The following is a 26,492-nucleotide window of genomic DNA, read 5'->3' on the forward strand; positions in this document are numbered from 1 at the left end:
TATTATAGATGATATCGAAATGGTTAACTAAATATACATATGACATTTCAATAAAAAAAATACACCTCCAATTGTTATTTGTGTCTCACAACTGGAGGTGTACATCATTTAGGAAAGCTCTTCTACATTTTTAAATAAACTTACTAATAATGCTTTTTGCGCATGCAATCGATTACCGGCTTGCTCAAATACGATAGATTTTGGCCCATCTATAATTTCGCCTGTTACTTCTTCTTCACGATGGGCAGGTAAACAGTGTAAGAAGCGATATGTTTGCTTCGCATGCTTAACAAGTTCATTATTGATTTGGTATGGTTGAAACAACGTATATTTCTCTTCTTCGCCCTCTTGCCCCATGCTCATCCAAACGTCAGTATAAATGAAATCTGCTTCATTCACCGCTAATTCAGGGTTATGCAAAATTTCAATTTCAGCTCCTGTTTCCTTGGCAATCGCTAACGCTTTTTTTACAATCTCTTCATTCGGTTCATACCCTATAGGCGTTGCAACAGTCATATGCATTCCAACTTTTGCACTCGCTAACAACAATGAATGACATACATTATTTCCATCACCTACGTAAGCCAATTTTATTCCTTTAAATGTATTTGTTTCTTCGTATATTGTCATTAAGTCTGCCAATGCTTGACAAGGATGATGGTCATCCGTTAATCCATTAATAACAGGTATGCTCGATTCTTTTGCAAGCTCTTCTACATCCGCATGTGAGAATGTACGTATCATAATCCCGTCAATATACTGCGATAATACTTTCGCAGTATCTGAAACAGTTTCTCCTCTTCCCATTTGCATCTCTTTTCCACTTAAAAACATACCATGTCCCCCGAGCTGTACCATTCCTGCTTCAAAAGATACACGAGTACGAGTTGAATGTTTATCAAAGATAAGACCTAATATTTTGCCTTGCAGTAAAGGCTCTTGCTTATTCTTTTTTAAATATATTGCGAACTCAATTAAAGAAATAATTTCTTCTTTCGTTAATTCTTCTAGTGTTAAAAGGTCTTTCGTATTTAATTTCGGTACTTGTACAGTTGACATGAAAATTCCCCCTTATATGATTGATACATTTTTTGTACAAACTACTTTTTTTATCATATATACTGCCTGTTCTAGTTCTTCATTCGTTACAATAAGTGGCGGTAATAGTCTTATAACATTAGGTCCTGCTTGTAATACGAGAAGTCCTTCTTCTTCTAGTTGTTCTATAAAACTTGCAACTTCATGCGTACATTCAATTCCAACCATAAGCCCTTTACCACGTATATTTTGAATACATTCGACATGTCGTAATTCCTCTTGCAACTTCTGTAATACGTACTCGCCCTTTTCCTTTACTTCTTTTAAAAACGATGGTTTCTTAGTTATTTGCAATACTTCTTTCGCCGCAGCCATTGCAATATAATTTCCACCAAACGTTGAACCATGTGACCCTGCAGGAAACGATATTCCAAGTTCTTTCCGGCCAATCATCGCTCCGACAGGAATCCCGTTTCCAAGCGCCTTAGCGGTAGTAACGATATGAGGATTTATTCCCATTTGTTCGTAAGCAAATAATGTCCCTGTTCTTCCGATCCCTGTTTGTACTTCGTCTATAATAAATAAGGAACCGAACTTCTTACATAATGCTTCAATCGCTTTCAAAAAAGATAGATCAGCAGGTATGACTCCTCCTTCTCCTTGAACAACTTCTATCATTACTGCCGCAACTTCTTCATTCATTACTTCCTCTAATGCCTTTATATCGTTAAATGGTGTATGTAAAAAAGATGGAAGGAGCGGACCAAATCCTTCTTTCACTTTATTTTGTCCCGTCGCACTCATCGTTCCGAATGTTCTACCGTGAAAAGATTGCTCGCATGTTACGACGAGAGATTTTTCAGTATGCTTACGGGCTAGCTTCAAAGCAGCTTCATTCGCCTCTGCCCCGCTATTACAGAAGAACACATAATCTAATGCTATGTTTTCTGTTAATAATGACGCGACTTCTTCTTGTAAGCTGTTTGTAAACAGGTTAGATATATGCCATATTTCATGCAGTTGCTCTTGTACAGCTTTCATAACAGTAGAATGACAATGTCCTAAATTACATACACCGATTCCTGATGTGAAATCTAAATATTGCTTACTGTTATTATCAATGACTTTCGTTCCTTTTCCCTTTACAAACTCAATCTTTCTTCTCCCATACGTTTGAAAAAGATGACTTGTCATGCAATACTCACACCCCTCGTTACCGTCGTTCCGATACACTCACCTGTAACCTCGGTAAAATCCTTCGTCCCATTTACGATACTAACCTTTTGCACTCCCATTTTTAATGATGCTAGTGCTGCCTGTACTTTCGGAATCATCCCACCGGTAATAACACCGTTTTCTATAAAATTAACAATCTCAAATTCGTCGGTTTTCTTTACTAACTTTCCTTCATGCAATACCCCATCTACATCTGTAATAAAAATGAGTTCTTTTGCAGATAACGCGGCCGCAATTCCAGCTGCGGCGGTATCTGCATTTATGTTATAAATCTCATTATCATTTATGCCGACCGGAGCAATAACAGGAATATAATTCATATTTATTAATCCTTTTAGTAAGGCCGTTTCGACATACCTTACTTCTCCCACATATCCTATCTCCTCACTGACAGGTTGAACTTGAAGTAGATTGCCGTCACATCCTGAACAACCTACCGCTCGTAAATTATGCTTTTGTAAATTCATTACAAGTTTTTTATTCGTACTTCCACATAACACCATTTGAACAACATCCATAACTTCTTTTGGTGTTACTCGTAATCCATCTCTTTTTTCTGCGTTGATGTTACAATCTTTTAATTGGGCATCAATTTCTGGGCCACCGCCATGGACAATCACTACTTTATACTTCTGTTGCAATTTCTTTATGCAATCAAAAAACAGATCATTTAATTGATCCAACATACTACCGCCGCATTTCACTACAATATAATCACTCATCTTCCCTCTCCTTATGTACGATAACAAGCGTTTATTTTCACATATTCATAGCTTAAGTCACAGCCCCAAGCTGATCCGGTCTCTTCTCCTAAATGTAAATACACATCAATCATAATTTCATGTTCTTGTAACCTCATTTTCATTTCCTCTTCAGAAAACATTTGAGGTTCACTATTTTTCAGCACCGCAATAGATTGAAGAGTAATATCAATTGTATTTGGGTTAATCGTGACTTCACTTTGTCCAATGCTACTAATAATTCGCCCCCAGTTTGGATCTTCACCATGTATTGCTGTTTTCACAAGACTCGAACCGACTATTTGCTTTGCAATTTTTTTTGCCTCTTCATTCGTTCGAGCTCCTAACACATTTACTTCTATTAACTTCGTAGCGCCTTCACCATCTTGTGCAATTTTTTTCGCTAAATCTTCACATACCTTCTGTAAAGCAAATATGAAAGTTTCCCAATCTGCATGTTCCATATCAATTGGTTTCGTTTCTGATAATCCACTTGCCATAACGATGACCATATCATTCGTAGAAGTATCGCCATCCACCGTAATTTGATTGAATGTATGATTCGTGATTTGTGATAATGCTGTTTGTAATACGTCATGCTCTATATGAGCGTCTGTCGTAATAAAACTTAGCATCGTTGCCATATTTGGATGAATCATCCCTGAACCTTTCGCAACACCAGCAATCAGCACTTTCTTCCCATCAATCACCATTTCATAGCAAGTTTCTTTCGTTATAAGATCCGTCGTTAAGATCGCTTCAGAAAAAGAATGAGCTTCCCTTTCTTCCTTCGCCGGGATAAGAGTAGCAATCCCATTTCGGATTATATCCATCGGCAGCGGAACACCAATTACACCTGTTGAAGCTACTGCAACGTAATTGTCTTTCATTCCAAAATGTTTCGCCCCTAATGCACGCATCTCATAAGCATCTTGTAATCCTTTCATTCCCGTACAAGCATTTGCATTTCCACTATTGACGATAATAGCTTGTAATTTCCTCTCAGTCGTTATACTATCCTTCGTTACTTGCAAGGGAGCTGCTTGTATTTGATTTGTTGTATAAACAGCAGCACATGATGCTGGTATATCACAAATGATTGCCCCTAAATCCTTTTTCTCCTTTTTCAAACCAATTGCATTGCCAATGGCCGAGAAACCTTTTGGAGTTACAATCGAACCATTTTCTACTTTTGTAATAGACGCTACTTTAATCATCATGTCCCCCCTTATAGATAAAGCGGCATATGTTGTAAACCTGTTGTTTCTTCTAGTCCCGCTATTATGTTTGCATTTTGAATTGCTTGCCCAGCCGCACCTTTCATCATATTGTCTATAACAGAAACGACTGTCACTCTTCCTGTTCTTTCATCGTAAGCTATCCCCATATCACAATAATTTGAGCCCCTCACTTCTTTCGGACTTGGAAACTCTCCTTGCAGACGAATTCGAATGAAAGGCGATTGTTCATACGTTTCTTCATATAATTTTTGAAGTTGTTCTATTTCCATTTCTCGTTTTACTTTCGCATAAAGTGTAACCATAATCCCCCGTGATATCGGTATTAAATGTGTACTAAACGTGATTGGCTTCGTTTCCCTATTCCACTCCGCAAGCATTTGCTCAATCTCAGGAACGTGTTGATGCTCATTTACTTTATAAATACGCAAGTTATCGTATAACTCAGGAAAGTGAGTCATCGTTGTTGGCGTTTTTCCTGCTCCAGATACTCCTGATTTCGCATCAATAATAATCGAATCTTCTTCAATTATGCCGCTACGAACTAATGGCAATGTCGCTAATAATGCAGCTGTAGCAAAACATCCCGGATTTGCAATTAAATTTGCATTTTGAACCTCGGACCTTTTCCATTCACTTAGCCCATATACAGCTTTACTAAGAATTTCTTCTTTTGCAGCTGCCCTTTTGTACCACTGTTCATATATGAAAGGATCTTTCATACGAAAGTCTCCAGATAGGTCAATTACTTTTAAACCTACTGCTAATAATTTTGGAGTTAGCTCTGCTGATACTCCTGCCGGGGTTGCCAAAAATACAATTTCTGCTTCTTTCACTATTTCCTCCGCATCAATTTCTTGTAACGTATGAACAAGAACATTTTGAAAATGCGGATATACATTTGTTATACACTCGCCAACTTGTGAAAAAGAATGGAGAGATGCTATCGAAAAATATGGATGTTGTTCTAATAACCGAATTAACTCAATACCTCCATACCCAGTTGCTCCAATAATCGCGACCTTCATATGCTCCTCCTCATATCGATTCTTTAAATTAAGTATGATTATAATATTGTATATTTATAGAGTCAATTAAATATTTATTAATTTTACAAACTTAAAAAACTTAATTTTACTAGAAAAATAATATACACAACAGAATTTTTATACATAAATAGTGTATAGTAGTTTTTTTATTTCACTTCAAGTACAATAAAACAATACATACGTACATACAGGCGGGGAAAACATGAATGAAAAATTAATTGAGAAAATGATTATAAAAAGTTTTCAGCAATATCAATGTAATCCTATGTCAAATGAGGATCAGGAACTGCTTGTTAAACATATTCAAACGATTATTCATTCAAATACTAAAATTGATGTATACGAGGCAGTTGAGGATATCGTTTACGATTATGTGACTGGAAAATAAAGTGAAACTTTAATCAGTGGAGGTTTTCTTCATCCCCCACTGATTATTAGTTGAACCAATCGGACTTTTATGGGCAGCCCGCCCCCCCACCTAACTTCTTTGCTTTCGCTGAATTTTGAGGGGGGTCTTACTGCCCATTAAAGCGGGATAAAAAAATAGGAGATTTCCATATGGAAATCTCCTATTTTTTACTTAATGATTTACCTGCAACACGCTCAAATAAACCTGGGAATAAAGCATACAGTTTCGGACCAATACCCATCCATTTCGGTAAGTTTACTTCACGCTTTTTCGTTTGCATCGATTTTACAATTTGCTCTGCTACATATGTTGGTTTTAACATGTATCGTCCCATATTTTTCACATATGTACCGGATTGATCAGCTATTTCAAAAAAGTTTGTATCTATCGGACCTGGATTAATCGCTGTTACGAAAACATTCGTACTAGACAACTCCATGCGTAAACTATTCGTAAATCCTAGTACTGCATGTTTCGTTGCTGCATACGCACTCGATTTCGGCGTTGCAATTTTCCCAGCAAGTGAAGCAATATTAATAATATGCCCTTCGTTTCTTTTCACCATATAAGGTAGTACCGCTTTCGTGCAAGCTACTAATCCAAATACATTTACTTGGAACATATCTTTCACTTCATCCATTGACGCATCTTCAAACGTTTTAAAAATACCAAATCCCGCATTGTTTACTAATATATCAATACGTCCTACCTCTTGTAATACTTTTGAAAAAACAGATTGTACTTCCGTCTCTTCACTTACATCTAATACATAATAATAGCAAGGCGTATTATAAGTTTCTTTAATTTTGTCTGCTAGCGCTTTTAATTTCTCTTCTGTTCTAGCCATTAATACTGGAGTCGCCCCCTGCTCTGCAACTTGCATTGCAACTTGCTCTCCAATTCCACTAGAAGCACCTGTAATGACGATTACTTTATTTTGTAAACGTCCCGTCATTGCTGTCACCTACTTTGCATAATAAATCAATTGTTGCGAAGATTCATCAATCATCACTTGTTGATTATATGCTAAAAAGTCTAATTGTCCAACCGTTTCTGAAATAGTAAGTGGCAATTGTTCCTTATACAATACCGGAAATAGTTTTACACATACTTCAAATGCTGTCATTGGTTTTTCCTTTAATAACTCAAGCACTTTAAATGCACGTGTTTCTTGCTTTTGTAATCTCGTTTCAATAAGTTGTTTCACATTTAGAACATCTTCTCCATGTCCTGATAAAATGCGTGAAATATTCATTTCACTTAAACGCTTTAACGTTTGATTATATTGTAATAACGGGCGCGCCCTTTCTGTTTGTCCTTCATATGGTGGTTCTAATATTGGATTCGAAGAAATATGACTAATGAGAGCATCCCCTCCAATTAGTATTCCATCAGATTCTCTATATAATGAAATATGAGTGGAAGCATGACCCGGTGTTTCAATTACTGTAAAACCAGGCATTGAATCAATACGATCTCCCTCTCTCACATTATGCGTTAACGATCTATTACAAGAATATTTCAGTGTCCTTGTCGTCAATAACGCCTCGTCTTTCAAAAATGCTGCTGGAACACCAAATTGTAAAGCCGTCTCTCTAAAAAAATCATGATATTGCTTTAAAAATTCTGGATTTTGCGTGATCCACGGCTCATTCCAAGGGTGTCCAATAATGTTCGTCTTCTCAGAAAATATATTTAAAAGCCCACAATGATCCGCATGATGATGCGTAATAACTACTGTTTTAATATCTTCTATCGTATATCCTAATGTACCTAACTGACTTTCTAACGCATTTCTTGCCTCTTCTGTATTCGTCCCTGTATCAATTAATGTTAATGTCTCCCCCTCAACTAAAAACACATTCACAGTTTCAACTGCAAATGGCACAGGAATCTCCATTCGGTGAATCGCCGTCATGCTTAGCCCCCCTGTCTCTTTCCGGTTCAAAAATGAATACTTCTTCAGTTTACAACTTCCTTATATATTTGTCATTATTTTCAGATAAAAAGAGGTGTTTCCTAGAAAAAAACGAATGTATGTACATTTATAAGAATTTCTAACCAAAATTAAAGGAGGAACATCATGTCTATTCAAAACATTTCCTTTCTCGGTGCGGGCTCTATTGCTGAAGCGATTATTGGTGGCTTGTTACATGCAAATGTTGTGAAAGGCGAACAAATTACTGTAAGTAATCGTTCTAATGAGACAAGGTTACAGGAGCTACATAACAAATACGGTGTCAAAGGTACACATAATAAAAAAGAACTACTTACTAATACAAATATTCTTTTTCTAGCAATGAAGCCAAAAGATGTTGCAGAAGCGCTTACCCCTTTTAAAGAAGACATACATAATAACCTGCTTATTATTTCGTTATTAGCAGGTGTTTCTACTCATTCAATTAGAAATCTACTTCAAAAAGACGTTCCGATTATTCGTGCCATGCCAAATACATCTGCAGCTATTTTAAAATCAGCTACTGCTATCTCATCTTCAAAACATGCAACAAAGGAACATATTCAAACTGCCATAGCTTTATTTGAAACGATCGGTCTCGTCTCTGTTGTAGAGGAAGAAGAGATGCATGCTGTCACTGCATTATCCGGAAGCGGGCCTGCTTATATTTATTACGTAGTAGAAGCGATGGAAGAAGCTGCAAAAAAAATCGGTTTAAAAGAAGATGTTGCAAAGTCACTTATTCTCCAAACGATGATTGGTGCTGCTGAAATGCTAAAAGCAAGTGAAAAACACCCGTCTATTTTGCGAAAGGAAATTACCTCTCCTGGTGGAACGACCGAAGCGGGCATTGAAGTATTACAAGAACACCAATTTCAACAAGCGCTTATTTCCTGTATTACACAGGCAGCGCAACGATCACATAACCTTGGGAAAACGTTAGAACAATTAACAAAAGAAAAATAAAAAATGGAGCTCAATCTTACTTGAGCTCCATTTTTTATAAACATATATTTTTAGTTATTCGTCTTCCCAAAAATCTCTTCTTGCAGACGGCGACCAGTCGGTGTTGCTGCAAGTCCACCTTCAGCTGTTTCACGAAGTGCTACTGGCATCGTTTGTCCGATTCTAAACATCGCCTCAATTACTTCATCACATGGAATAGTACTCGTTACACCAGCTAATGCTAAATCAGCTGAAATCATCGCATTTGCAGCTCCTGCTGCATTACGTTTTACGCAAGGTACTTCTACAAGTCCTGCAACAGGATCGCATACTAAACCAAGCATGTTCTTTAATGAAATTGCCATCGCTGTAGCTGCTTGCTCTTGTGTTCCACCAGCCATTTCAACTGCAGCTGCAGCTGCCATTCCACTTGCTGAACCAACTTCAGCTTGGCATCCTCCCGCTGCACCAGAAATACAAGCGTTATTCGCAACAACCATACCGAAAGCTCCCGCTGTAAATAAGAATTCAATCATTTCTTCACGTGTAGGCTGCAATTTTTCTCTTAGTGCAAATAGTACACCTGGCACTGTTCCAGCAGACCCTGCTGTTGGTGTTGCACAAATAATTCCCATCGCTGCGTTTACTTCATTTGTTGCAACAGCTTTACTCACTGCGTCCAAAATCGTATCTCCAGATAAGCCTTTTCCACTCTTCATATACGCCTGAACTTTTACAGCATCTCCACCAGTTAAACCAGTTGGTGATTTCACTCCGCGAATACCACGTTCTACCGCTTGCTCCATCACGACTAAGTTCTTTTCCATACCAGCAATTACTTCTTCACGTGAAATACTTCTTGTTTCCATTTCACATTGAATCATAATTTCTGCGATTTTTACATTTTGTTCTTTAGCTTGCGCCACTAGTTCCGCTGCGTTCCGAAACATGGTGTGTCCCCCCTGCAATTATTCCATAATAGTTACTTGACAAATATTTTGTTGCGCTTTTATTTCTTCAATCACTTCATCTGCTAATATTTCATCTGTTTCGATGACCATAAGCGCTCTTCTTCCTTTTTCCTTACGAGAAACACTCATTGTACTAATGTTAATCTCGTGTTTCGCAAGGATTGAAGCTACTGCTGCAATAGCACCGAAGCGATCGTTATTTACAATAAGTAGTGCTGGACTCGTGCCTGATAATTGAAGATCGAATCCGTTTAATTCTACAACTTCAATTTTACCGCCACCAATTGAGCAAGCAACAACTTCAATTTCTTCTTCACCTTTATACAAACGAATTCTCGCTGTATTTGGGTGAGGTGCATTGGCATCCTCTTCAATAAATTCCACTTCAATTTCGCGCTCTTTTGCTATCTCTAGCGCCTCTGGAATACGTAAGTCATCTGTTTCAAACCCTAATATCCCACCTATTAGCGCTACATCTGTACCATGCCCACGATACGTCTTTGCAAATGATCCATATAATGAAATGCTTACTCTTTCTGGTTCATGACGAAACAGCTGGCGAGCAACTTGCCCCATTCTTGCTGCGCCTGCTGTATGTGAACTTGATGGACCAATCATAACTGGACCGATAATATCAAATACTGAGCGATACTTCATCATAACTCCCCCTAAACCTCTATGAAAAAATTTTTTACTATTCTATTAAGCTACCAAATCGGTTGCTTTTCCAGTTGTACTACGAATTTGTCCCGCTGTACGAATTGGATCGTTTTTGAATAACAGTGAAGCGATATATCCTGAAATAATACCAGTTATAATATGAAATAAGAAACTTAGTATTACCTTCATTTACACATAATATAAGATAATCTACAGTAAAGTCTTGTAGCAATCCAAAGTTTAACACAGAACCCCTTACAAGCATAGCATAAACAAGTGAAACTATAATCAGCGGGAGTTTTGTCCATTCCCAATAATTATTAGCCCACAACAATCGTGCTTTTACGAGCAGTTATCTCTCGCTTAAATTCCTCGCATTCGCGAATTTTGAGGTAGAGTCTTACTGCCCATTAAAATGGGATAAATTATAATCTGCCCTCATTATAACTTGTTTTTAATAAAACGCTTACTTTTAATGAATTTTAAAAGTTCTGAATAAAAATCCATTTTTGCTATTTGTATCATTCGTATGTCGTCTGACTTATATAACAGTTTTTCTAAATAATCGATACTATGTATTTTTATCCTATATTTTCACATCATTAAAACTTTCTGTTTCATCTAATATAAGCATAAAATGATAACAGTTTTATTTTAATTTTTTTAGAAAAAAAAATGGCAACCTCTCGTCGCCATTTTTTCATATCATTATTATCTTTCTACTGGAAATGATTTTAAATCCGTTGCTATTTCTGTATTAGAAAATAGCTCTCTTGCCTCTTTCAATAATTCCTTATACGTATCCCCTTGATAACGAGAACTAATATGAGTCAATATTAATCGTTTTGCATTTGCCTGAAGTGCAATACTCGCAGCTTGCTTAGATGTGGAATGAAAATAATCATACGCTTGTTGTTCATCTTCTGCCGCAAAAGTTGCTTCATGAACTAGTACGTCAGCGTCTTGTGCCAGCTCTCTACTCGCTTCACAAAATCTTGTATCACCTAAAATGGTAATAATTCTTCCTTTTTGAGGTGGGCCGATAAAATCTTGTCCGTTTAGTATCGTACCATTTTCCAATTCAACCACTTCTCCATCTTTTAAACGCTTAAAGAGTGGACCTGGTTTCACACCCATCTCCAGCAATTTATCGACTAAAAGGGCGCCTTGTATATCTTTCTCTATAATACGATACCCAAAACATTCAATACCGTGTGACAATCTTTTCGTTTCCACATGAAATTCATTATCTTCAAACACGGTACCTTCTTCTGTTATCTCAACAATTTCAAGTGGGTATTTTACATGTGTCGTACTTACTGATAATGCTACTTCAATAAATTGTTTAATTCCTTTTGGTCCATACACTGTTAAAGGTGTAGTCCCTCCTTGAAACGAACGGCTTCCTAATAAGCCAGGCAATCCAAAAATATGATCACCATGTAAATGCGTAATAAATATTTTTTCAATGCGGCGTGGACGTACTGATGTATGTAATATTTGATGTTGCGTCGCCTCGCCACAATCAAATAACCAAGTTTGTCCTCGTTCTTCTAACAATTGCAAAGCAATTGCTGAAACGTTCCTTCCTTTCGAAGGAACACCTGCACCAGTTCCTAAAAATACAAATTCCACTTTCTTTCCTCCAGCTCTTTATATAATCTACCTTTCATCTTACGGAATGTTATTTCAAATGGCAAATCGAATTTACATAACCAATCATCTAGACAACTATATATCACGAACATTATACTCAAAAAGTTTGGATATCGTTCGTGTTTTATGTTAAAATGATTATACTACATTTTAAGGGAGCGTTTTATTATGAAAGAAGCATTTCGTTTACAAACTGATTTTTCGTCTTCATTTGATCGCTGGGTAAGTTCTTTCGTGTCTGATCACCCAGCACAATTAGAATGGACGACTTTGAAAGAATTAATCCATGAATATACAACAACACATACAAATGATTCGTTACCAACATATATTTCTTCAGCTTTAACATATTATGCACAACGTGTTTCAACAGCAAATAACTCAGAGATTGTTATTTTTGAAAATCATACAATCTCTTAATCTATCGTAAAAAGCACTGGTTACAGTGCTTTTTATTTATACTTATTTAGCAAATCGGCATATTCCGTCAAAAAATTTGTATACATACTTAAATCAAATTCATCTAAAATTATCTTTTTACTTGAGTTATTATTAAATAATTGTTTTGCTTGTAGTGCAAAAACGACACTTTCTATTTTTATAAAAATAGAAAGTGTCATGATATGTACAGCTTCATGACACCTTCTACATAAACTTATTTTCTAATTTTTGCTGAAAAGACTTTTCTTGCTTACGTAATAATTGACTACCTCGTTGTAAAAGCGGCATTCCATACTTATCATTAATTTGATCAATGACAGCAAGTAACGGCTCTTCTTTCGCATCTTCTTCAAATGAAAACAAATCTAATTGCTTCACCGATTCAGTCTTCCACTCTATTTCAGTAGCTGTAACACCTAATAAACGAACGGAATCGCCGTCCCAATGTTGCTTCCATAAACGAGAGGCCGCTTGAAAAATATCTCGTTCTTCCCAAATGGCATTTTTCAATTGCTTACTCCTCGTTACTGTCCGCCTATCATGATATTTAATCATAATCTGAATATTATAGCTGACAAGAGTTCGCTTTTGTAATCTTTTACTCACTGATTTTGATAGCCTTTCTAACATATCAAGTAATTCTTTTTCTTCATCCATATCCTTTGAAAAAGTCATCGAATTACCAACGCTTTTATGTTGTCCCATTTGACTCGGATCAACTTCTCTATCATCCACACCTTTTGCCCTTCTTTGTAAATCAACACCATGCTTTCCAATTTTAGCGCGAATGATATGTTCATTTCCTTTTGCTAACTGTTCAATTGTTTGTATATGAATATCTTTTAATTTCTCAGCTGTTTTTTCTCCAATTCCATGCATCGCTCCAACCGGAAGCGGCCAAATCATTTCTGGAATATCTCGTTTTCGGAGCACGGTAATACCGAGAGGCTTTTTCATATCAGAAGCTGTTTTTGCTAGGAAAAGGTTTGGAGCAATTCCGATGCTACACGGCAACTGTAACTCTGTTAATAACACTTGCTGAATCATCTTTGCTATTTCAAGAGGCGAACCGAGTGCGTAACAATCTGTAATATCTAAATATCCCTCATCTATTGAGACTGGTTGTATTTTTTCCGTAAAACGGGAAAGAATTTGAAACATTTGAAATGAAGCTTCGCGATATAATGTAAAATTAGGGCGCCTTACAATTAATTGCGGACATAACCTTTTCGCTTCCCAAAGTGGCATCGTTGTACGTATTCCATATTCTCTCGCCTCATAACTACATGTTATGATAATTCCTTTTCTTTCTTTTTCATTTCCAGCAACCGCTAACGGCTTCCCTTGTAACGATGAGTCATGAGCAATTTCAACAGATGCGAAAAAACAATTCATATCTACATGTAAAATAACACGACCTTTTTTTGGATACATTTCTCGCATAGTACTCACCCCCTAATCAGAACGTTCGTTCTTTTATTATAGCAAATTTTGCACAATAATTATAATTATTACTTGTTCTTTTCCATCATATTTATTGCTATAATTTAAATGAAGTGGATATTTTTGTAATTAGGGGTGATTATTATGAAATCAACTGATAAACTCAATTATACGTTTCTCATAATTATACTAATCGTCGCAATCAATTATTTACTTCTTCCTATATTTGATATAAACATAGCTGGTTTCTTTCCTCGTCTAGTCCATGTAGTAACAACTTACATACTGCCATGGATTTTCTTGTATTGGCTTATCCGCCTTGTAAAAGCAATCGAATCAAAGTAAAAAGCGTGTAAATCACAATTGATTTACACGCTTTTTTGTTATATTATTTCGCTACTTCCTCTATGATTGCAACAACTAATTCTGCTGTTTTCGCTAATTCTTCAACAGGAATCTTTTCGTTTGTTGTATGAATTTCTTCATAACCAACTGCTAAGTTAACTGTTGGAATTCCGTGTCCAGCAATTACGTTTGCATCACTTCCGCCACCACTTTGGTGAAGAGAAGGTGTACGACCAATTTTTTCAGCTGCGCGTTTTGCAACTTCTACAACGTGATCGCCATCAGCAAATTTAAATCCTGGATACATAACCTTTACTTCAACATCTGCTTGGCCGCCCATTTCTTTTGCAGTTGTTTCAAATGCTTCTTTCATTTTCGCAACTTGTACTTCCATTTTTTCATTGATTAAAGAACGCGCTTCTGCAAAGATTTGTACATGATCGCAAACGATATTCGTTTGTGTACCACCTTCAAAACGTCCAATATTTGCAGTTGTTTCAGAATCAATACGACCAAGTGGCATTTTCGCAATTGCTTTCGCTGCGATAGTAATTGCAGATACACCTTTTTCTGGTGCTACACCAGCATGAGCTGTTTTCCCGCGAATAATCGCGTTCACTTTCGCTTGTGTTGGAGCTGCAACAACGATTTCGCCAACTTTCCCATCGCTATCTAACGCGTAACCATATTTCGCTGTAATGCGCTCACGATCTAATGCTTTTGCACCAACAAGACCAGATTCTTCTCCAACTGTAATAATAAATTCAATTGTACCATGAGGGATATTTTTTTCTTTTAAAACACGGATTGCTTCGAACATGGATGCTAATCCCGCTTTATCATCCGCACCTAAAATCGTAGTACCATCTGATACGATATATCCATCTTTAATAGAAGGCTTAATTCCATTACCAGGAACTACTGTATCCATATGAGAAGTAAAGTAAATTGTATCAACACCATCTTTTGTTGCTGGTAATGTACAAATTAAGTTACCTGCACCATGCCCAGTAACAGCCATTGTGTCATCTTCAAATACTTCTACACCTAAATCTGTAAATTTCTTTGTTAATACTTTGCAAATTTCTGCTTCAAATTTCGTTTCAGAATCTACTTGTACTAACTCCATAAATTCATTTACTAAACGTTCTTGATTAATCATAAGACTGCGCCTCCTGCACTACCATTATGTATGTAACACTATTAATTATAACAGAATTTCGCAAAAGTTTCGAAATACAAGACAAAAAACAGACGGTTTATATGTCTAGATAACCATCTGCTTTCTATTACTCATTTAACAATACCCAGCGCATATGATCTTCCCACACTCCATTAACCATTAACATCTTCCTAGACACGCCCTCATACTGAAAACCTATCTTCGTTACGACTTGTATAGATGCTAAATTTCGTGGCATAATCGGTGCTTCTATACGATGTAATTGAAATTCCTCAAAAGCAACTTGAATCGCTTTTCTAAGCGCTTCTGTCGTATAACCTTTGTTTAACTCTTCCTTATCTAATTTATAGCCGAGTACACAAGATTGGTAAATTCCACGAACAATTAAATTAAATGAAATACATCCAATTATTTTCGTATCATCACCTTTTTTAAAAATCCAAAGTCTGATGATTTTACCTTCTGCGATCTCTTTTCTATCCTTTTGTAACTTTTTCTTTTGATAATCTAACGTAAAAAAATCATCCGGTCTATACTCTTCCCAGGCTTTTAAAAATTCACGATTTCTGTCGTAATATTGAAGAACTTTTTCAGCATACGACTCATCAATTTCCCTTAAATGCAAACGATTTGTTTCATATATTTTCATCATCGTATCTCCATTCTTCAGCTTGCATAACAAAAAACTTATACCCTATCATTCTTATATATTCTCTACGTACATACAAATTTCCTGTTATACTTTACACACACTTCTCGAATTTTGTCATTTCTCTCCCCCTTGTCCACAATATCATTTCTCGTTACAATGATATTGTACTGATTTGCAAGGAGGTTTAACGATGCATAAAAAAGCTCAAAAAGTTATGATTTATGTAATGCTAATTTCTATGCTTGTAACAACATTACTTGCTGGCGCAAGTATGTTTTGGTAAAAAGGACGATCTGTTCGTCCTTTTTTTACTTTTTACACATAATAAAATAAACCATCTCGAAATCGAGATGGTTTATTTTATGTAAAGCACAATCGCTACAATACTAAAGAAAAATGACATTACAAGTGCTATCACAAAACTTGTATATTGTTTCTGCTGAAATGCCCCAATAACAAAAGTAAGATTGAGTAATGCCATACATACAATCGCTACAAGATAAGAACATATATTAAAAGTTGCCAATATGAATGTAATAATAAATAGAAATCCCATAAAAAACTGCATATACGAAAGTTTTGGATTCAAGTACATATGAGCAACCCCTTTATCTCATTTTATCTTTCTATACTCTCATTAACGCATGGTTATGTACACATGTCAAGACAACTTATTACAATAGAAAAAGCCAACTTTTTCGTTGACTTTTTCATATGCAATGGCTCCTTTTTCTTTTGCCAATTGCTGAAATGACTTTTTCGATTTTACAATCCATACTTTCGTTCCAATTGGAATGCGATCAAATAAATATTCCACATCATTTTTCTTCATTCTTATACATCCTTGTGAAATATACTTTCCAATTGAACTCGGTTGGTTTGTTCCATGTATTCCATATTTACTCCCATCAGTTCCTCTTGCATTAAATCCCATCCACCTAGATCCAAGTGGATTTTTCGGTGATCCCCCAGGAATATTCTTCGCAATATAATATGGGTCCTTTGCTTTCATTACAATATCAAAAGTTCCCTCTGGGGTTAATTCATTTGTTTTTCCTGTCGCGACTGGAAAAACCTTTTGAATCTTTCCATCGTCAATATAAGCTAGTTTATTCGTCGCTTTATTTACAATAATGAAAGGATCACCGGCACGCGGATTATCACCAAGAGGCCAAATAGGCGATAAAGAAAGACATAATAGGAAAGAGAGAAGATACGGCATAGATAATTCCTACCTTCTATATAAGTTCTTTTATATTATCCTTTCCTTTAAAGCGACTTTTAATGAGTAAATATTGTTCCATTTCGTATACAAGTTGAACAAGTTTCGCACGTATCTCAAATTCTTCACGTGTAGCCGGCAATGGCATATCTCTAAATAATTCTCGCATTTCTTGAAGCTGCCTTAAAGAAATAACCCCGGTACTCTGAGGGCTAATAGCATTTCCAATGTTTTCAACCACATCCGCAATCATGTCCGCTTGTTCATATGTCCATGATAAAGAAGCTGCTAACGGAATCATTCGCTCTAAAATTTCGAATTGTTGCATACGCATATTGAAATAGCGATAGTAATAGTCATCTTCTCGCATAAATGCATTCTCAAGTTTCTTAAACGATAAATCTCTAGCTTCATTTAGCATCTGTTCAGTTTCAATAAGTTCTGCCCCGCTCCAACTACTTTCTCGGTTTCGTAAATATACAACCATTTCAAACAAAATCGTTTTAAAATTATTTTCTATTTTACCTTGATACTCTTTTAGCTTATTTTCACTACTTGGCATATACATATTTACTAATAGAGCCACGCTAATCCCTATCGTTAATATCGCAATTTCATTCCCAACAATAAGCCATGTAATTTGTTTCAATGAATATAGATGCATCACAATAACTGAACTCGTAACAATACCTTCTTGAATTTTAAACATGACTGCAGTCGGAATAAACGTAAGTAATAGTACGCTAATTGCTAGTGGTGTATATCCAATTGTTTCAAAAATACAAAACGCGAACACCATTGATAATACACAGGCTAAAAAACGGTGTAACGACACTTGAAGTGATTTACGTTTCGTATTTTGTACGCATAATATAACTAAAATACCCGCTGAACTATAAAATTCCAACCCTAATAACTGTGCAATAAAAACGGCTGCGCCTGTCCCTATTGCTGTTTTTACTGTACGGTATCCAATTTTGAACATATCATTGCTCCTATATGTATAAACGTATTTACAGTTAGTATAAAAAAAGGATGACACAATGTCATCCTTTTCTACTTATTATTCACGTAACCTTTACATATTACAATATCTTTTGTAAAAATTGTTGCGCACGCTCACTTTTCGGTGCTGCAAAAAATTCTGCTGGCGCACTATCTTCTACAAGCTTTCCACCATCTAAAAAGAGAACACGATCTGCTACTTCTTTTGCAAATCCCATTTCATGTGTAACAATCGCCATTGTCATTCCTGTCGTAACTAATGATTTCATAACTTCTAACACTTCTTTTACCATCTCTGGATCTAGTGCTGATGTCGGTTCATCAAATAACATTACTTCTGGTTCCATTGCTAACGCTCTTGCAATTGCTACACGTTGCTTTTGTCCTCCCGAAAGACGATTTGGATACGTATCTTTTTTATCTAATAAGCCGACCTTTTCTAAAAGTTTTTCGGCTTTCTTTTCAGCTTCTTGTTTCGTTACTCCTTTTACATTGATAGGAGCATACGTAATATTTTCTAATACAGTCATATGAGGAAATAGGTGAAAATGCTGAAATACCATTCCGACATTTTCACGAACGTGCATAATATTCGTTTTTGGATTCGTTACTTCTTCCGTTCCAATCCAAATGTGACCATTTGTCGGTGCTTCTAACACATTCATACAACGTAAAAATGTTGATTTCCCTGATCCAGACGGTCCAATAATTGCTACTACTTCCCCTTTTTCAATCGTTGTTGTAATCCCTTTTAATACTTCGTTTTTTCCAAATGATTTATGAAGGTTTTCAATTTTAATCACTTTTCTTCATTCTCCCTTCAATTGCCTTCCCGACTAATGTAAGAATAATGACTAGCATATAATAAATGAGTCCAACAAAAAGTAATGGTTCAAGGTATTTAAAAGTCTCCCCGCCTACGATATAAGCACGACGCATTAAATCCGTTGCTCCTATTACTGTTACTACAGCCGATTCTTTCGTAAGTGTCGCAAACTCGTTTACAAGTGCCGGTAATATATTTTTTAAAGCTTGAGGAAAAATGATATTTCGCATCATTTTTCCGTATGGAATTCCTAAAGCCATCGCCGCTTCTGTTTGTCCTTTATCAACCGCTTGAATGCCGGCACGGATTACTTCTGACATATATGCACCTGAATTTAAGCTAAATGCAAGTACAGCTGCTAAGAATGCCGGTATTTCATAACCAATTATTTGCGGGACACCGAAATAAATAATCATTAATTGCAATACAAGTGGTGTACCACGGAAAATTGATGTATAAAGATCTGCCGCTATATTTAATGCTCGTATTCTAGCAATTTTGCAAAGTGCTAATAACGTCCCTAAAAGAAACCCTGCTAAAGCTGATACTGCTACAATTTTCAAAGTAACTTCTAGACCTTTTAATATATATGGTATCGAAGGCGTAATCGCCGAAAAATCTAAGTTCATTCTTTTCATTCCCCTCACAGAAAAGTGAAAGGCAGCTTATTTTTCGCTGCCAAACCATTTCTTCACTAATTTATCCATTTCTCCATTTTCTTGCATTTTTTTAATTACTTTATTAAATTCTGCTGTTTTATCACTGTTTTTCGGAAGGGCAATTGCTGCTCCAACTTCTTCTGGAGCTTCTTTAATTTCAATTCCTTGTAACTCTTTCATTTTCTCTAAATAATTTTTAGCAACTGTGTCTTCTATAATTGCAGCATCAAAACGACCAGCTTTAATTTCTTGTACGATTTCTGGTATACGGTCACGTCCCTCAACTTTGAAATCTACTTGTTTTTTAAATTCTGCTGCTTTCTCTTCTTGTATAGATCCTGTTTGTACCCCTACTTTTTTCCCTTTTAAATCCTCTACAGATTTAATGTTAGAGTCCTTTTTAGAAACGACCATGTTTTTCGCAACAAAGTAAATATCTGTGAAATCAACATTATTTTTACGCTCTGCAGTTGGCGTCATACCTGCCATTACGAAATCAACTTTTCCTGAGCTAAGAGATGCTAATAAACCACCAAAATCCATATCTTTCACTTTCACTTCATAACCAAGTTCTTTTCCGATATATTTAGCAACATCAACATCAAAGCCGATAATTTCATCACTCTTTGAAGCTTCTACGTATTCATATGGTTTATAATCTGCTGAAGTCCCCATAACAAGTACTTTTTTATTTTTTCCAGTAGCCTTTTCTTCCCCATTACTACAAGCACTAAACATACTTACAATTAAAATAAGTGCAAACGATATTGATAATAACTTCTTCATCTTTCTTCCCCCTAATAATGTATATTTAAAAGTTTAATAGAATATTTATTCGATGTTTGTATTGTATCAGCACTTTTATTTTTATGCAATATATAAAATAAAAATAAATATAAAACAAGTCAAAATACAGTTATCCGTGTATAAAAAGATGCATAAAATAACAAAACTATGCATATCCCACAAATTTTAATACGAAATAAAAAAAGGCGGTATATCCACTTGAGTGTGGACGTACCGCCTTTTCATTTATTTTTATAAGGACTTATAATCAGTTGGGATGAACCACCTCCACTGATTATAGTTCTTCGCAATTCTCTTCGAAATACGATTGTAGTTTTGCAATAACTTGCATCGGTTCATGACCTTCAATTTCATGACGCTCTACCATCGTTACAATTTTTCCATCTTTTAATAAAGCAAATGATGGAGAAGATGGTGGATACCCTTCGAAATATTCACGAGCTCTTGCTGTCGCTTCTTTATCTTGACCTGCAAACACCGTTACAAGGTGGTTAGGACGTTTATCATAATGTACAGAATGCGCAGCAGCAGGACGAGCAATACCGCCTGCACAACCACATACAGAGTTTACCATTACAAGTGTTGTTCCATTTCTTTTAAACGCTTCGTCTACTGCTTCTGGCGTTGTCAATTCTGTATATCCAGCAGAGACAATCTCTTCACGCGCTTGGCGGACAACATCATTCATAAAAAAGTTAAAATTAATCAATCTTTTCCCTCCTCTAAAACTACCTATTTGTATCTTACCAGTTAATGTTTATGAAATACAAGTAAGTTTACTTTTATTTGGATATAGAAAAGGTGTTAGAACCCTGTTCTAACACCTTTTTGTCACTTTTCCATAATCTTCATATATTCAGCAATCATTTTTTTATGCGACCCAACAATATAGTCAGGTAGTTCTGTTAGTGGGAAGAATTTAAGCTGAACCGCTTCTTCTTTGTTCATAACAAAATCTCCATCGTATTCGTCCGTATAATAAGCGGTCGTTACAGATTGAAATTCATCACCGTTTGCTAATTTTGTAAAATAGTTCGCTCCAGAAAACACATTGATTAATCGTAGGTTCTTCACCTTTATTCCTGTTTCTTCGTATACTTCACGAAAAGCAGTTTCTTCTGGTGATTCACTAAGCTCCATTAATCCGCCAGGCAGCCCCCATTTTCCGTAAGGCTCTGTTCTTTGTTGTAATAATACATATCTATTTTCATTTATAACGAGTACAACAGCACCAACTAAAATTAAAGGGCGATGACCAACTATTTTCCGTAATTCTTCTACATATCCCATCGTATCCCTCCTTTTTCGTTGTCCACACTATTGTATCATATGTATGAAACGACAAAATGCGTATATTTTTCATTTTTTTAACAAAATATTTATTTTATGTGTTTCATCAACTGTAGCTAACAAAATGGATTCAACTTCTGCGTTTTTCTCTAGAAATTCTCTCGCCCATTCTTCTGTTTTCCCTAATAAAGCAAGAACATCTTGCTGAATGCTCCCATCCTTTACTAATACAAAAGAAACTGGAGATTTTTTTCCTGCCACTTTTAGATCAAGTCGGGAAACTGCCTCATATTCTGGATACCGAAATATAGAAACGACACCGTTCGCTTCCCATAATGCTAATTTGATTGTTTGAATATCGCTCACATTTCGCATACGAAGTTCTGAAAATAAATATTCCACGGTAATTCTCGCTTTTTTCAAATTGCTAAAATCAATGGAGCCGTTGTGTATAAGAATGATAGGTGCTGGCTCTAAAAAGCGTCTCCATCTATCCCATTTCAACATTAAAACTGAACTTATAATATGAAGTACAACGAGTATAAACGTTGTAATCATCGAGCCCATTAATCCTACTTTTTCATCAGACAATGCGTTAGAAATATTCCCGCCAAGCAATAACACCAATACAACATCTAAAAAGCGAAGTTGTGCGATGGACCTTTGCCCCATCGCTTTCGCAACTAATATTAAAAATATGTATGCTATAATAGCCCGAATAACCCATTCACTATTAGAAAGATGCCGTGCTCCTTCAAAAATATGCATATGCATCACTTTGCACTCCTTACCCGTCTCAAACTGCTATTCTGTTTTAGTTTGCAACGTTTATGAGTATATATGTAAAAAAGCTGGTTCGTTTAAAAACGAACCAGCTTTTTTTACTTAACGGAAAACATATACTTTTTATACGTTTTTCGTACCGATAATATGAGACCCATCATAATCATATTCGAGAACAAGGAACTTCCCCCATACGATAAGAAAGGTAATGCAATCCCTTTTACAGGCATTAATCCAACGATCATACCGATATTTTGGAATATTTGAACCGTTAATATCCCAATCGATCCAGCACATAATAATGTACCGAATAAATTATCAGCAGAATAACCGATAATAATTGTTCTATATAGTAGTAATAAGAACAAGAATACAACTAACGCTGCTACGATAAATCCACCTTCTTCGGCAATTGTAGCGAAAATAAAGTCTGTATGCTTCTCAGGGATATAAACATTCCCTTCGCCAAACCCTTTCCCTTCCATACCGCCACTACCTACAGCTAAAATTGATTGCTGTGTTTGATAACCTTGATCTGTATGTTCAAATGGATCTAACCAACCTAAAATACGTGATTGTTGGTGCGGTTTTAGTAGCGTAACTAACTTATTAAAGAAGAAATCCTCATACCTTACGTAAATAAATATTAACGTGGATAGTATGGTGACTGGAATAACTGTACATAACGCTATCAATTTCTTCTGAATACCTGACATAAATAAAATACATGCAATGGCAGCAGCGTATAAGAACACCATCCCCGTATCCGGTTGGCTATATACAACAGCCATAGGCGGGAGGGATACTAGCATAATTTTACCTACTAATTTTAAGTCCGTTTGAAATGTCCTTGCCATATACTGCGCATTATGTTTCACTGCTATACTTGCTACTACGAGAAGCAATGAAATTTTGAAAAACTCAGATGGCTGAATTTGTCCAACTAACGGAAATACAAACCATCTTTTTGCACCTAATTTTTCAGGTGTGAAAGTGGAAACCGGTAGTATTTTCAAAAGAATAAGTGAAGCAAATCCAACGATATAAAGTGGCCAAGACAATTTTTGTAATTGATCTAAGTCGATGCTTGCAACAAGCAATAACAATACAACCCCAATTATGTAGTTCAAACCTTGTTTCATCGCAAAGTTTGCCTCTCCATATTGACCAGTTTGCTGACTGCTATATATAGCAGCTATACTCGTGACACATAATGCAAACAAAATTAATATTAATTTTACATCTAAACTTTTTAGAAACTCGGTACTTCTTTTCATGACATCCTCCTGAAACATTGTTACAGCAAAATAAAAAACCAGGAGTCAACATTCTTCATGTTTTGACGACTGATTACACATTATCTATAAAACACTTATATAGAATAACTCTCTTTTTCATACAATACAATATATTATACTACAGTTTCGTCAGTAAGATTTGCCAAAAAAATTATTCTTTTCTTATTTTATATCCATATACCATATATCAGCAATGTATTTTCATAAATTCCTAATACATAATGGTTCATTGTAAGATTACTGGGAAAGGTATTATACATATAGTAGGATGTAGATGAAGAAATAAGATGATAAAAAGCTCGCATAAGCGAGCTTTTTATTTAATATACAGATGTATTATTTTCTGACGTATTTTCTAAAATTTCTTTTACACGTCCTAAGAACTTACCACAAATTAAACCATCTAGTACACGGTGATCAAGTGATAAACATAAGTTAACCATGTCGCGAGCACCGAACATACCATTTTCCATAATTACTGGGCGTTTTACAATTGATTCAACTTGTAAAATAGCCGCTTGTGGGTAATTAATAATACCCATAGATTGAACAGAACCGAATGATCCTGTGTTATTAATTGTAAATGTTCCGCCTTGCATTTCGTCCGCTTTTAACGATTTCGTACGTACTTTTCCTGCAAGTTCTGTAATTTCACGAGCGATACCTTTAATTGTCTTCTCGTCCGCGTGTTTAATTACTGGTACAAATAGTTCGTCCTCTGTCGCAACAGCGATAGAAAGGTTAATATCTTTCTTCTGAACGATTTTATCGCCAGCCCACATTGAATTAATTTGAGGATACTCTTTTAACGCTTGTGCTACTGCTTTTACGAAGAAAGCAAAGAACGTTAAGTTAAAGCCTTCGCGTTTTTTGAAATCACCTTTAATTGAATTACGGTATGAAACAAGGTTTGTCACATCTACTTCAATCATCATCCAAGCGTGTGGCGCTTCGTGTTTACTACGTAACATGTTCGCTGCGATTGCTTTACGTACACCTGTTACTGGAATTTCGATATCGCCAGGCATTGTTGGTACAGAAACTGGTTTCGCAGCTTCTACTTTTTGTGCTACTGGCGCTGCTTTTGGTGCTTCCGGACGCGCTTCTACTACTACCGCTTCCTCTTTCTTCGCCGCACCTGCTTGCGGAATATTTCCTGATTCCACTAGCTTTAAAATATCTTTACGAGTGATACGGCCGTTTGCTCCCGTACCTTCTACTAGATCTAAATCAACGTTATGTTCACCTGCAAGTTTTAACACAGCTGGTGAAAAACGAGGTTTTCCATCAGTTGGTTGTTTTGCTTTCGGTGCTTTTTCAGGCGTAGCTACTTCTGCCTTTGGTTCTTCTTTTGTTTTTTCCTCAACAGCTGTTGCTGCTACTTCATCTGCGCCTTCTACTTGAATCACACAAACTACTTCACCTACAGCTAACGTATCACCTTCACCAGCGATCAACTCTTTCACAATACCAGTGAAAGAAGATGGTACTTCAGCATTTACTTTATCAGTCATTACTTCTGCAAGCGGATCATATTTGTTTACGTGATCGCCAACATTAACGAGCCATTTACTAATTGTACCCTCTGTAACGCTCTCCCCGAGCTGAGGCATTGTAATATTTTCTACAGCCATGTATAGTCCCCCCGATTAAAATTCCGCAAGTTCACGCATTGCTTTTTCAACTTTATCTGGATTTACCATAAAGAATTTTTCCATTGTTGGTGCATATGGCATTGCTGGAACGTCTGGACCCGCAAGACGCGCAATTGGTGCATCTAAATCAAATAGACAGTTTTCAGCGATAATTGCTGCCACTTCACTCATAATACTTCCTTCTTTATTGTCTTCTGTTACAAGAAGAACTTTACCTGTTTTAGAAGCTGCTTCAATGATTGCTTCTTTATCTAATGGATATACAGTACGTAAATCAAGAATGTGTGCCGAGATGCCATCTTGTGCTAACTTTTCAGCTGCTTGAAGAGCAAAATGAACACATAATCCGTATGTGATAACAGTAATATCATCACCTTCACGTTTTACATCCGCTTTTCCGATTGGTAATACGTAATCATCTTCTGGCACTTCACCTTTAATTAAGCGATATGCACGTTTATGCTCAAAGAATAATACTGGATCTTCATCACGAATTGCAGCTTTTAGTAAGCCTTTTGCATCATATGGTGTAGAAGGGATAACGATTTTTAAACCAGGTTGGTTTGCAAACATCGCTTCTACAGATTGCGAATGATACAATGCACCGTGAACACCGCCGCCAAATGGCGCACGAACTGTAATTGGACAAGTCCAATCATTATTAGAACGGTAACGAATTTTTGCTGCCTCAGAAACAATTTGGTTTACTGCTGGCATGATGAAATCCGCAAACTGCATTTCAGCGATTGGACGCATTCCATACATTGCTGCACCAATTGCGACCCCAGCAATTGCAGATTCTGCAAGTGGTGTATCTAGCGCACGATCTTCACCAAATTGATCATATAATCCGTGTGTCGCTTTAAATACGCCACCTTTTTTACCAACATCTTCACCTAAAACGAATACTTTCTCATCGCGTTCCATTTCCTCGCGCATTGCTAATGTAATAGCATCAATATAAGACATTACAGCCATGAAACG

Annotated in this window: 31 protein-coding genes and 1 pseudogene; 5 read left to right on the top strand and 27 right to left on the bottom strand. The window is 36.2% G+C overall.

Annotation, left to right across the window (positions count from 1 at the left end; translation table 11 throughout):
- Window positions 1-108: 108 nt before the first annotated feature.
- Genes argF through argC form a run of 5 tightly spaced genes read right to left on the bottom strand, consistent with a single transcriptional unit; the run spans window position 109 to window position 5,280 of the window.
- Window positions 109-1,059 carry an ornithine carbamoyltransferase gene (argF, locus tag NLJ82_RS20085; protein ID WP_000108858.1) on the bottom strand — a complete coding sequence of 317 codons (951 nt, stop codon included), beginning with the start codon at window positions 1,057-1,059 and terminating at the stop codon, window positions 109-111.
- A 12-nt stretch (window positions 1,060-1,071) separates the two neighbouring features.
- A complete protein-coding gene (gene argD, locus NLJ82_RS20090) occupies window positions 1,072-2,232 on the bottom strand; it encodes an acetylornithine transaminase (RefSeq protein ID WP_000200515.1) in 1,161 nt (386 codons plus the stop codon).
- Window positions 2,229-2,996 (bottom strand): acetylglutamate kinase, encoded by a 768-nt coding sequence (gene argB, locus NLJ82_RS20095; RefSeq protein ID WP_001286775.1) that lies wholly within the window; start codon window positions 2,994-2,996, stop codon window positions 2,229-2,231. The genes argD and argB overlap by 4 nt, the downstream gene beginning before the upstream one ends.
- Window positions 2,997-3,007: 11 nt before the next feature.
- Window positions 3,008-4,231, bottom strand: a complete 1,224-nt coding sequence (gene argJ / locus NLJ82_RS20100) for a bifunctional glutamate N-acetyltransferase/amino-acid acetyltransferase ArgJ (RefSeq protein WP_000598418.1) — start codon at window positions 4,229-4,231, stop codon at window positions 3,008-3,010.
- An 11-nt stretch (window positions 4,232-4,242) separates the two neighbouring features.
- Window positions 4,243-5,280: an N-acetyl-gamma-glutamyl-phosphate reductase gene (gene argC, locus NLJ82_RS20105; protein ID WP_000861218.1), complete on the bottom strand. Its 1,038-nt coding sequence runs from the start codon at window positions 5,278-5,280 to the stop codon at window positions 4,243-4,245.
- Between the two features lie 223 nt (window positions 5,281-5,503).
- On the opposite strand from argC, the gene NLJ82_RS20110 reads away from it, so the two are divergent.
- On the top strand, window positions 5,504-5,689 hold the full coding sequence (locus NLJ82_RS20110) for a YqzH family protein (RefSeq protein ID WP_001003209.1): 186 nt from the start codon (window positions 5,504-5,506) through the stop codon (window positions 5,687-5,689).
- Window positions 5,690-5,870: 181 nt separating this feature from the next.
- Here the strand turns inward: NLJ82_RS20110 and NLJ82_RS20115 are convergent, their stop codons facing one another.
- Window positions 5,871-6,665 carry an SDR family oxidoreductase gene (locus tag NLJ82_RS20115; protein ID WP_000147804.1) on the bottom strand — a complete coding sequence of 265 codons (795 nt, stop codon included), beginning with the start codon at window positions 6,663-6,665 and terminating at the stop codon, window positions 5,871-5,873.
- A 9-nt stretch (window positions 6,666-6,674) separates the two neighbouring features.
- A complete protein-coding gene (locus tag NLJ82_RS20120) occupies window positions 6,675-7,628 on the bottom strand; it encodes an MBL fold metallo-hydrolase (RefSeq protein ID WP_000125137.1) in 954 nt (317 codons plus the stop codon).
- Window positions 7,629-7,793: 165 nt separating this feature from the next.
- Here NLJ82_RS20120 and proI point away from each other — a divergent pair, with 165 nt between their 5' ends.
- Window positions 7,794-8,633 (top strand): pyrroline-5-carboxylate reductase ProI, encoded by an 840-nt coding sequence (gene proI, locus NLJ82_RS20125; RefSeq protein ID WP_000027267.1) that lies wholly within the window; start codon window positions 7,794-7,796, stop codon window positions 8,631-8,633.
- Between the two features lie 50 nt (window positions 8,634-8,683).
- On the opposite strand, the gene sdaAA is transcribed toward proI, so the two are convergent.
- From sdaAA to rnz, 4 genes are all read right to left on the bottom strand, one after another.
- Window positions 8,684-9,562, bottom strand: a complete 879-nt coding sequence (gene sdaAA / locus NLJ82_RS20130; protein ID WP_000489463.1) for an L-serine ammonia-lyase, iron-sulfur-dependent, subunit alpha — start codon at window positions 9,560-9,562, stop codon at window positions 8,684-8,686.
- Between the two features lie 18 nt (window positions 9,563-9,580).
- Window positions 9,581-10,240: an L-serine ammonia-lyase, iron-sulfur-dependent subunit beta gene (gene sdaAB, locus NLJ82_RS20135; protein ID WP_000877446.1), complete on the bottom strand. Its 660-nt coding sequence runs from the start codon at window positions 10,238-10,240 to the stop codon at window positions 9,581-9,583.
- A gap of 79 nt (window positions 10,241-10,319) precedes the next feature.
- Window positions 10,320-10,577, bottom strand: coding sequence for a hypothetical protein (locus NLJ82_RS20140; protein ID WP_042469397.1), 258 nt, complete (start codon window positions 10,575-10,577; stop codon window positions 10,320-10,322).
- A gap of 377 nt (window positions 10,578-10,954) precedes the next feature.
- Complete coding sequence (rnz, locus tag NLJ82_RS20145; RefSeq protein ID WP_000397447.1) at window positions 10,955-11,878, bottom strand: ribonuclease Z; 924 nt, start codon at window positions 11,876-11,878, stop codon at window positions 10,955-10,957.
- Window positions 11,879-12,067: 189 nt separating this feature from the next.
- Here rnz and NLJ82_RS20150 point away from each other — a divergent pair, with 189 nt between their 5' ends.
- A complete protein-coding gene (locus NLJ82_RS20150) occupies window positions 12,068-12,319 on the top strand; it encodes a DUF3932 family protein (protein WP_000656491.1) in 252 nt (83 codons plus the stop codon).
- 32 nt (window positions 12,320-12,351) lie between these two features.
- Here the strand turns inward: NLJ82_RS20150 and NLJ82_RS28805 are convergent.
- Window positions 12,352-12,486 (bottom strand): annotated as a pseudogene (locus tag NLJ82_RS28805) (DNA polymerase IV); the annotation flags it as partial.
- Window positions 12,487-12,544: 58 nt separating this feature from the next.
- Window positions 12,545-13,783: a DNA polymerase IV gene (locus NLJ82_RS20155; RefSeq protein ID WP_001208843.1), complete on the bottom strand. Its 1,239-nt coding sequence runs from the start codon at window positions 13,781-13,783 to the stop codon at window positions 12,545-12,547.
- Between the two features lie 144 nt (window positions 13,784-13,927).
- Here NLJ82_RS20155 and NLJ82_RS20160 point away from each other — a divergent pair, with 144 nt between their 5' ends.
- Window positions 13,928-14,128 carry a hypothetical protein gene (locus NLJ82_RS20160; protein ID WP_000842869.1) on the top strand — a complete coding sequence of 67 codons (201 nt, stop codon included), beginning with the start codon at window positions 13,928-13,930 and terminating at the stop codon, window positions 14,126-14,128.
- Between the two features lie 43 nt (window positions 14,129-14,171).
- Here NLJ82_RS20160 and NLJ82_RS20165 read toward each other — a convergent pair whose 3' ends face one another.
- Together NLJ82_RS20165 and NLJ82_RS20170 are read right to left on the bottom strand one after the other, a co-directional pair.
- Window positions 14,172-15,290 (bottom strand): tripeptidase T, encoded by a 1,119-nt coding sequence (locus tag NLJ82_RS20165; protein WP_000609811.1) that lies wholly within the window; start codon window positions 15,288-15,290, stop codon window positions 14,172-14,174.
- 127 nt (window positions 15,291-15,417) lie between these two features.
- The gene (locus tag NLJ82_RS20170; RefSeq protein WP_001993297.1) at window positions 15,418-15,963 is read right to left on the bottom strand and encodes a GNAT family N-acetyltransferase; all 546 of its coding nucleotides are present in this window, start codon (window positions 15,961-15,963) and stop codon (window positions 15,418-15,420) included.
- 190 nt (window positions 15,964-16,153) lie between these two features.
- Between NLJ82_RS20170 and prli42 the strand changes: the two genes are divergently transcribed.
- Entirely contained in the window at window positions 16,154-16,246 is a 93-nt protein-coding gene (prli42, locus tag NLJ82_RS20175; protein WP_000549038.1) for a stressosome-associated protein Prli42, read from the top strand.
- 72 nt (window positions 16,247-16,318) lie between these two features.
- Here the strand turns inward: prli42 and NLJ82_RS20180 are convergent, their stop codons facing one another.
- From NLJ82_RS20180 to bfmBAB, 12 genes are all read right to left on the bottom strand, one after another.
- The gene (locus tag NLJ82_RS20180) at window positions 16,319-16,558 is read right to left on the bottom strand and encodes a DUF3894 domain-containing protein (RefSeq protein WP_000281163.1); all 240 of its coding nucleotides are present in this window, start codon (window positions 16,556-16,558) and stop codon (window positions 16,319-16,321) included.
- A 66-nt stretch (window positions 16,559-16,624) separates the two neighbouring features.
- Entirely contained in the window at window positions 16,625-17,185 is a 561-nt protein-coding gene (locus NLJ82_RS20185; RefSeq protein ID WP_001146558.1) for a L,D-transpeptidase, read from the bottom strand.
- 16 nt (window positions 17,186-17,201) lie between these two features.
- Window positions 17,202-18,170, bottom strand: coding sequence for an aromatic acid exporter family protein (locus tag NLJ82_RS20190; protein ID WP_000472680.1), 969 nt, complete (start codon window positions 18,168-18,170; stop codon window positions 17,202-17,204).
- 100 nt (window positions 18,171-18,270) lie between these two features.
- Window positions 18,271-18,993, bottom strand: coding sequence for an amino acid ABC transporter ATP-binding protein (locus NLJ82_RS20195; RefSeq protein ID WP_000590218.1), 723 nt, complete (start codon window positions 18,991-18,993; stop codon window positions 18,271-18,273).
- Complete coding sequence (locus NLJ82_RS20200; RefSeq protein ID WP_001046921.1) at window positions 18,986-19,645, bottom strand: amino acid ABC transporter permease; 660 nt, start codon at window positions 19,643-19,645, stop codon at window positions 18,986-18,988. Before NLJ82_RS20200 ends, NLJ82_RS20195 begins: the two co-directional genes overlap by 8 nt.
- A gap of 36 nt (window positions 19,646-19,681) precedes the next feature.
- The gene (locus NLJ82_RS20205) at window positions 19,682-20,461 is read right to left on the bottom strand and encodes a transporter substrate-binding domain-containing protein (protein ID WP_000735474.1); all 780 of its coding nucleotides are present in this window, start codon (window positions 20,459-20,461) and stop codon (window positions 19,682-19,684) included.
- 295 nt (window positions 20,462-20,756) lie between these two features.
- Window positions 20,757-21,170 (bottom strand): BrxA/BrxB family bacilliredoxin, encoded by a 414-nt coding sequence (locus NLJ82_RS20210; RefSeq protein WP_001998211.1) that lies wholly within the window; start codon window positions 21,168-21,170, stop codon window positions 20,757-20,759.
- A gap of 143 nt (window positions 21,171-21,313) precedes the next feature.
- The gene (locus NLJ82_RS20215) at window positions 21,314-21,772 is read right to left on the bottom strand and encodes an NUDIX hydrolase (protein ID WP_000542556.1); all 459 of its coding nucleotides are present in this window, start codon (window positions 21,770-21,772) and stop codon (window positions 21,314-21,316) included.
- Window positions 21,773-21,841: 69 nt separating this feature from the next.
- Window positions 21,842-22,546 carry a DUF421 domain-containing protein gene (locus NLJ82_RS20220; RefSeq protein ID WP_000550968.1) on the bottom strand — a complete coding sequence of 235 codons (705 nt, stop codon included), beginning with the start codon at window positions 22,544-22,546 and terminating at the stop codon, window positions 21,842-21,844.
- Window positions 22,547-22,653: 107 nt separating this feature from the next.
- Window positions 22,654-23,832, bottom strand: a complete 1,179-nt coding sequence (locus tag NLJ82_RS20225) for an FtsW/RodA/SpoVE family cell cycle protein (protein ID WP_000831195.1) — start codon at window positions 23,830-23,832, stop codon at window positions 22,654-22,656.
- 341 nt (window positions 23,833-24,173) lie between these two features.
- A complete protein-coding gene (locus NLJ82_RS20230; RefSeq protein WP_000257653.1) occupies window positions 24,174-25,487 on the bottom strand; it encodes a dihydrolipoamide acetyltransferase family protein in 1,314 nt (437 codons plus the stop codon).
- A gap of 15 nt (window positions 25,488-25,502) precedes the next feature.
- A complete protein-coding gene (gene bfmBAB, locus NLJ82_RS20235; RefSeq protein ID WP_000290076.1) occupies window positions 25,503-26,486 on the bottom strand; it encodes a 3-methyl-2-oxobutanoate dehydrogenase subunit beta in 984 nt (327 codons plus the stop codon).
- Window positions 26,487-26,492 lie beyond the last annotated feature (6 nt).

It is taken from the genome of Bacillus paranthracis, assembly GCF_024296885.1.
In the GTDB taxonomy this organism is placed as follows: domain Bacteria; phylum Bacillota; class Bacilli; order Bacillales; family Bacillaceae_G; genus Bacillus_A; species Bacillus_A paranthracis.

Bases quoted from the DNA above. Each gene is read 5' to 3' on its own strand.
- argF (WP_000108858.1), bottom strand. From the start codon at position 1,059: ATGTCAACTGTACAAGTACCGAAATTAAATACGAAAGACCTTTTAACA.
- argD (WP_000200515.1), bottom strand. From the start codon at position 2,232: ATGACAAGTCATCTTTTTCAAACGTATGGGAGAAGAAAGATTGAGTTT.
- argB (WP_001286775.1), bottom strand. From the start codon at position 2,996: ATGAGTGATTATATTGTAGTGAAATGCGGCGGTAGTATGTTGGATCAA.
- argJ (WP_000598418.1), bottom strand. From the start codon at position 4,231: ATGATTAAAGTAGCGTCTATTACAAAAGTAGAAAATGGTTCGATTGTA.
- argC (WP_000861218.1), bottom strand. From the start codon at position 5,280: ATGAAGGTCGCGATTATTGGAGCAACTGGGTATGGAGGTATTGAGTTA.
- NLJ82_RS20110 (WP_001003209.1), top strand. From the start codon at position 5,504: ATGAATGAAAAATTAATTGAGAAAATGATTATAAAAAGTTTTCAGCAA.
- NLJ82_RS20115 (WP_000147804.1), bottom strand. From the start codon at position 6,665: ATGACGGGACGTTTACAAAATAAAGTAATCGTCATTACAGGTGCTTCT.
- NLJ82_RS20120 (WP_000125137.1), bottom strand. From the start codon at position 7,628: ATGACGGCGATTCACCGAATGGAGATTCCTGTGCCATTTGCAGTTGAA.
- proI (WP_000027267.1), top strand. From the start codon at position 7,794: ATGTCTATTCAAAACATTTCCTTTCTCGGTGCGGGCTCTATTGCTGAA.
- sdaAA (WP_000489463.1), bottom strand. From the start codon at position 9,562: ATGTTTCGGAACGCAGCGGAACTAGTGGCGCAAGCTAAAGAACAAAAT.
- sdaAB (WP_000877446.1), bottom strand. From the start codon at position 10,240: ATGAAGTATCGCTCAGTATTTGATATTATCGGTCCAGTTATGATTGGT.
- NLJ82_RS20150 (WP_000656491.1), top strand. From the start codon at position 12,068: ATGAAAGAAGCATTTCGTTTACAAACTGATTTTTCGTCTTCATTTGAT.
- NLJ82_RS20155 (WP_001208843.1), bottom strand. From the start codon at position 13,783: ATGCGAGAAATGTATCCAAAAAAAGGTCGTGTTATTTTACATGTAGAT.
- NLJ82_RS20160 (WP_000842869.1), top strand. From the start codon at position 13,928: ATGAAATCAACTGATAAACTCAATTATACGTTTCTCATAATTATACTA.
- NLJ82_RS20165 (WP_000609811.1), bottom strand. From the start codon at position 15,290: ATGATTAATCAAGAACGTTTAGTAAATGAATTTATGGAGTTAGTACAA.
- NLJ82_RS20170 (WP_001993297.1), bottom strand. From the start codon at position 15,963: ATGATGAAAATATATGAAACAAATCGTTTGCATTTAAGGGAAATTGAT.
- prli42 (WP_000549038.1), top strand. From the start codon at position 16,154: ATGCATAAAAAAGCTCAAAAAGTTATGATTTATGTAATGCTAATTTCT.
- NLJ82_RS20180 (WP_000281163.1), bottom strand. From the start codon at position 16,558: ATGTACTTGAATCCAAAACTTTCGTATATGCAGTTTTTTATGGGATTT.
- NLJ82_RS20185 (WP_001146558.1), bottom strand. From the start codon at position 17,185: ATGCCGTATCTTCTCTCTTTCCTATTATGTCTTTCTTTATCGCCTATT.
- NLJ82_RS20190 (WP_000472680.1), bottom strand. From the start codon at position 18,170: ATGTTCAAAATTGGATACCGTACAGTAAAAACAGCAATAGGGACAGGC.
- NLJ82_RS20200 (WP_001046921.1), bottom strand. From the start codon at position 19,645: ATGAACTTAGATTTTTCGGCGATTACGCCTTCGATACCATATATATTA.
- NLJ82_RS20205 (WP_000735474.1), bottom strand. From the start codon at position 20,461: ATGAAGAAGTTATTATCAATATCGTTTGCACTTATTTTAATTGTAAGT.
- NLJ82_RS20210 (WP_001998211.1), bottom strand. From the start codon at position 21,170: ATGAATGATGTTGTCCGCCAAGCGCGTGAAGAGATTGTCTCTGCTGGA.
- NLJ82_RS20215 (WP_000542556.1), bottom strand. From the start codon at position 21,772: ATGGGATATGTAGAAGAATTACGGAAAATAGTTGGTCATCGCCCTTTA.
- NLJ82_RS20220 (WP_000550968.1), bottom strand. From the start codon at position 22,546: ATGCATATGCATATTTTTGAAGGAGCACGGCATCTTTCTAATAGTGAA.
- NLJ82_RS20225 (WP_000831195.1), bottom strand. From the start codon at position 23,832: ATGAAAAGAAGTACCGAGTTTCTAAAAAGTTTAGATGTAAAATTAATA.
- NLJ82_RS20230 (WP_000257653.1), bottom strand. From the start codon at position 25,487: ATGGCTGTAGAAAATATTACAATGCCTCAGCTCGGGGAGAGCGTTACA.
- bfmBAB (WP_000290076.1), bottom strand. From the start codon at position 26,486: ATGGCTGTAATGTCTTATATTGATGCTATTACATTAGCAATGCGCGAG.